This is a genomic window from Arthrobacter sp. G119Y2 (genome assembly GCF_038069765.1).
GTDB lineage: Bacteria > Actinomycetota > Actinomycetes > Actinomycetales > Micrococcaceae > Arthrobacter_B.
Genome location: NZ_JBBPFS010000015.1, coordinates 1 through 5465 on the forward strand (window position 1 = coordinate 1; position 5465 = coordinate 5465).

2 rRNA genes are annotated in these 5465 nt (G+C 55.4%); both read left to right on the forward strand.

Annotation, left to right across the window (positions count from 1 at the left end):
• Nucleotides 1–86 precede the first annotated feature (86 nt).
• Nucleotides 87–1616, forward strand: a 16S ribosomal RNA gene (locus WKB88_RS18135).
• A 527-nt stretch (nt 1617–2143) separates the two neighbouring features.
• Nucleotides 2144–5309, forward strand: a 23S ribosomal RNA gene (locus WKB88_RS18140).
• The 16S and 23S rRNA genes sit together here, the layout of an rRNA operon.
• The last annotated feature ends 156 nt before the right edge of the window (nt 5310–5465 follow it).

The following is a 5465-nucleotide window of genomic DNA, read 5'->3' on the forward strand; positions in this document are numbered from 1 at the left end:
GCGGAGGACTTTTTTAGCTGGTTTCGAATTTAGTGCAGGACCGTGCAGCCAATTTTCCTTGGCTCCGGCCCTGTGTCTGTAACACATTTACGGAGAGTTTGATCCTGGCTCAGGATGAACGCTGGCGGCGTGCTTAACACATGCAAGTCGAACGATGACTTTTGTGCTTGCACAAAATGATTAGTGGCGAACGGGTGAGTAACACGTGAGTAACCTGCCCTTAACTTCGGGATAAGCCTGGGAAACCGGGTCTAATACCGGATACGACGGACCACCGCATGGCGGTCCGTGGAAAGCTTGATGCGGTTTTGGATGGACTCGCGGCCTATCAGCTAGTTGGTTGGGGTAATGGCCCACCAAGGCGACGACGGGTAGCCGGCCTGAGAGGGTGACCGGCCACACTGGGACTGAGACACGGCCCAGACTCCTACGGGAGGCAGCAGTGGGGAATATTGCACAATGGGCGAAAGCCTGATGCAGCGACGCCGCGTGAGGGACGAAGGCCTTCGGGTTGTAAACCTCTTTCAGCAGGGAAGAAGCGAAAGTGACGGTACCTGCAGAAGAAGCGCCGGCTAACTACGTGCCAGCAGCCGCGGTAATACGTAGGGCGCAAGCGTTATCCGGAATTATTGGGCGTAAAGAGCTCGTAGGCGGTTTGTCGCGTCTGCTGTGAAAGCCCGGGGCTCAACCCCGGGTCTGCAGTGGGTACGGGCAGACTAGAGTGCAGTAGGGGAGACTGGAATTCCTGGTGTAGCGGTGAAATGCGCAGATATCAGGAGGAACACCGATGGCGAAGGCAGGTCTCTGGGCTGTAACTGACGCTGAGGAGCGAAAGCATGGGGAGCGAACAGGATTAGATACCCTGGTAGTCCATGCCGTAAACGTTGGGCACTAGGTGTGGGGGACATTCCACGTTTTCCGCGCCGTAGCTAACGCATTAAGTGCCCCGCCTGGGGAGTACGGCCGCAAGGCTAAAACTCAAAGGAATTGACGGGGGCCCGCACAAGCGGCGGAGCATGCGGATTAATTCGATGCAACGCGAAGAACCTTACCAAGGCTTGACATGAACCGGAAAGGCCTGGAAACAGGTCCCCCACTTGTGGCCGGTTTACAGGTGGTGCATGGTTGTCGTCAGCTCGTGTCGTGAGATGTTGGGTTAAGTCCCGCAACGAGCGCAACCCTCGTTCTATGTTGCCAGCGCGTTATGGCGGGGACTCATAGGAGACTGCCGGGGTCAACTCGGAGGAAGGTGGGGACGACGTCAAATCATCATGCCCCTTATGTCTTGGGCTTCACGCATGCTACAATGGCCGGTACAAAGGGTTGCGATACTGTGAGGTGGAGCTAATCCCAAAAAGCCGGTCTCAGTTCGGATTGAGGTCTGCAACTCGACCTCATGAAGTTGGAGTCGCTAGTAATCGCAGATCAGCAACGCTGCGGTGAATACGTTCCCGGGCCTTGTACACACCGCCCGTCAAGTCACGAAAGTTGGTAACACCCGAAGCCGGTGGCCTAACCCCCTTGTGGGGAGGGAGCCGTCGAAGGTGGGACCGGCGATTGGGACTAAGTCGTAACAAGGTAGCCGTACCGGAAGGTGCGGCTGGATCACCTCCTTTCTAAGGAGCACCTCAAGGTTGCGTGTCCTTCCACAGTGTGGGATGCGTGCTTTGCAGGAGATGCCCATATCGAAGGCGTTTGTTCTTCGGTGGGTGCTCAAGGGTGGAATATCAATAGGCAGGTGCCCGGCGTTGAGCCCGGCAGCATGAGTACGCCGTTTCTTCCCCGCTTGCGGGGGTGGACCGGTTGGAAAGGGTTGCCGGTGTTTCGAGTACCGGGTTTTACCGTTTGGCACACTGTTGGGTCCTGAGACAACAGGACCGTATGAACTGACAATCGTTATGGTTGGAAGTGGCACGGGTTCGTGTTGTTTCTGGTTGTTCCTGCGCAGGTCCAAAGCTTTCACGGTGAATACGTGGGGGGTGCGGGGTGTGACGGGGTTGTTGTTTGAGAACTACATAGTGGACGCGAGCATCTTAAAATTATTAAGTGCAATTTCAGATAAACCTGGTGGATCCGGGTGCTCTTCGGGGTGCCTGGTGAGATCGTGGTTTTCTCGATAGCGATAATATTTATTGATCTTTGTGGTCAAGTTTTTAAGGGCACACGGTGGATGCCTTGGCATCAGGAGCCGAAGAAGGACGTAGGAATCTGCGATAAGCCTGGGGGAGTTGATAACCGAGCGTTGATCCCAGGATGTCCGAATGGGGAAACCCCGCCCGGCGCGCGAGTGACCGGGTGACCCGCATCTGAACACATAGGGTGCGTGGAGGGAACGTGGGGAAGTGAAACATCTCAGTACCCACAGGAAGAGAAAACAACAGTGATTCCGTTAGTAGTGGCGAGCGAACGCGGAAGAGGCTAAACCAGTGGTGTGTGATAGCCGGCGGGCGTTGCATCACTGGGGTTGCGGGACTTTCCGTACCAGTTCTGCCGGATTGGTGAAGTGAGTGCAGGTGCATAGGTGAACCGGTTTGAAAGCCGGGCCGTAGAGGGTGTTAGCCCCGTAACCGGAATGTATGCTGCCGCTTGGAGAGGATCCCAAGTAGCACGGGGCCCGAGAAATCCCGTGCGAATCTGCCAGGACCACCTGGTAAGCCTAAATACTCCCTGATGACCGATAGCGGACAAGTACCGTGAGGGAAAGGTGAAAAGTACCCCGGGAGGGGAGTGAAACAGTACCTGAAACCGTGTGCCTACAATCCGTTGGAGCAGGGCGATGCCACTTGTGGTGTTGTGCTTGTGACAGCGTGCCTTTTGAAGAATGAGCCTGCGAGTTAGTGTTACGTCGCGAGGTTAACCCGTGAGGGGAAGCCGTAGCGAAAGCGAGTCTGAACAGGGCGATGCAGTGGCGTGATCTAGACCCGAAGCGGAGTGATCTACCCATGGCCAGGTTGAAGCGCGTGTAAGAGCGCGTGGAGGACCGAACCCACTTCAGTTGAAAATGGAGGGGATGAGCTGTGGGTAGGGGTGAAAGGCCAATCAAACTCCGTGATAGCTGGTTCTCCCCGAAATGCATTTAGGTGCAGCGTTGCGTGTTTCTTACCGGAGGTAGAGCTACTGGATGGCTAATGGGCCCTACAAGGTTACTGACGTCAGCCAAACTCCGAATGCCGGTAAGTGAGAGCGCAGCAGTGAGACTGTGGGGGATAAGCTTCATAGTCGAGAGGGAAACAGCCCAGACCACCAACTAAGGCCCCTAAGCGTGTGCTAAGTGGGAAAGGATGTGGAGTTGCGAAGACAACCAGGAGGTTGGCTTAGAAGCAGCCATCCTTGAAAGAGTGCGTAATAGCTCACTGGTCAAGTGATTCCGCGCCGACAATGTAGCGGGGCTCAAGTACACCGCCGAAGTTGTGGCATTCAAATATTAGCCAAGCGGATGGTTTATCCATTTTCGTTCAAGCGTTTGGATGGGTAGGGGAGCGTCGTGTGGGCAGTGAAGTCGCGGTGTAAACCAGCGGTGGAGCCTACACGAGTGAGAATGCAGGCATGAGTAGCGAAAGACGGGTGAGAAACCCGTCCGCCGAATGATCAAGGGTTCCAGGGTCAAGCTAATCTGCCCTGGGTAAGTCGGGACCTAAGGCGAGGCCGACAGGCGTAGTCGATGGACAACGGGTTGATATTCCCGTACCGGCGAAAAACCGCCAATACTGAACGGGGGACACTAACCGCCCGAAGCCTGACCGGCCGCCCTTGTGGCGACCCGGTTTTTGGTGGAGCGCGGGACCTGATCCCGGGAGGTAAGCGTATTAACAGGTGTGACGCAGGAAGGTAGCCGGGCCGGGCGATGGTTGTCCTGGTCTAAGGATGTAGGGTCAGCGATAGGTAAATCCGTTGCTGTGTCTTTGATGACGATCCTGAGATCTGACGGGACCCACTTTGGTGGGAATCCGGTGATCCTATGCTGCCTAGAAAAGCATCGGCGCGAGGTTTTAGCCGCCCGTACCCCAAACCGACACAGGTGATCAGGTAGAGAATACTAAGGCGATCGAGAGAATTATGGTTAAGGAACTCGGCAAAATGCCCCCGTAACTTCGGGAGAAGGGGGGCCCCAACCTTGATGGACACTTTGCTGTCCGGAGGGGATCGGGGCCGCAGAGACCAGGGGGAAGCGACTGTTTACTAAAAACACAGGTCCGTGCGAAGTCGCAAGACGATGTATACGGACTGACTCCTGCCCGGTGCTGGAAGGTTAAGAGGACCGGTTAGCCCTTACGGGCGAAGCTGGGAATTTAAGCCCCAGTAAACGGCGGTGGTAACTATAACCATCCTAAGGTAGCGAAATTCCTTGTCGGGTAAGTTCCGACCTGCACGAATGGAGTAACGACTTCCCCGCTGTCTCAACCATAAACTCGGCGAAATTGCAGTACGAGTAAAGATGCTCGTTACGCGCAGCAGGACGGAAAGACCCCGAGACCTTTACTATAGTTTGGTATTGATATTCGGTGTGGCTTGTGTAGGATAGGTGGGAGACTGTGAGACCCGGACGCCAGTTCGGGTGGAGTCATCGTTGAAATACCACTCTGGTCATACTGGATATCTAACTTCGGCCCGTAATCCGGGTCAGGGACAGTGCCTGATGGGTAGTTTAACTGGGGCGGTTGCCTCCTAAAGAGTAACGGAGGCGCCCAAAGGTTCCCTCAGCCTGGTTGGCAATCAGGTGGCGAGTGTAAGTGCACAAGGGAGCTTGACTGTGAGAGAGACATCTCGAGCAGGGACGAAAGTCGGGACTAGTGATCCGGCGGTACATTGTGGAATGGCCGTCGCTCAACGGATAAAAGGTACCTCGGGGATAACAGGCTGATCTTGCCCAAGAGTCCATATCGACGGCATGGTTTGGCACCTCGATGTCGGCTCGTCGCATCCTGGGGCTGGAGTAGGTCCCAAGGGTTGGGCTGTTCGCCCATTAAAGCGGTACGCGAGCTGGGTTTAGAACGTCGTGAGACAGTTCGGTCCCTATCCGCTGCGCGCGCAGGAAATTTGAGAAGGGCTGTCCTTAGTACGAGAGGACCGGGACGGACGAACCTCTGGTGTGTCAGTTGTACTGCCAAGTGCACCGCTGATTAGCTACGTTCGGATGGGATAACCGCTGAAAGCATCTAAGCGGGAAGCCCGCTTCGAGATGAGATTTCCATACACCTTGTGTGTGAGAGGCCCCCAGCCAGACCACTGGGTTGATAGGCCGGATGTGGAAGCGGGGACTAAAGACCCGTGAAGCTGACCGGTACTAATAGGCCGATAACTTACACCACACCACAATCTGGGAGGACACGACTTCAAACGGTCCTCCAAAGTATAAAGGGTTGTGTTAGATCATGTGCTGCTTGCGTCCACTATGTGGTTCCCGGATAACAAACCCGTGTGGTTTGTCACTCCTGGAACCGGCACCATCGCTCTCTTAACAGGGG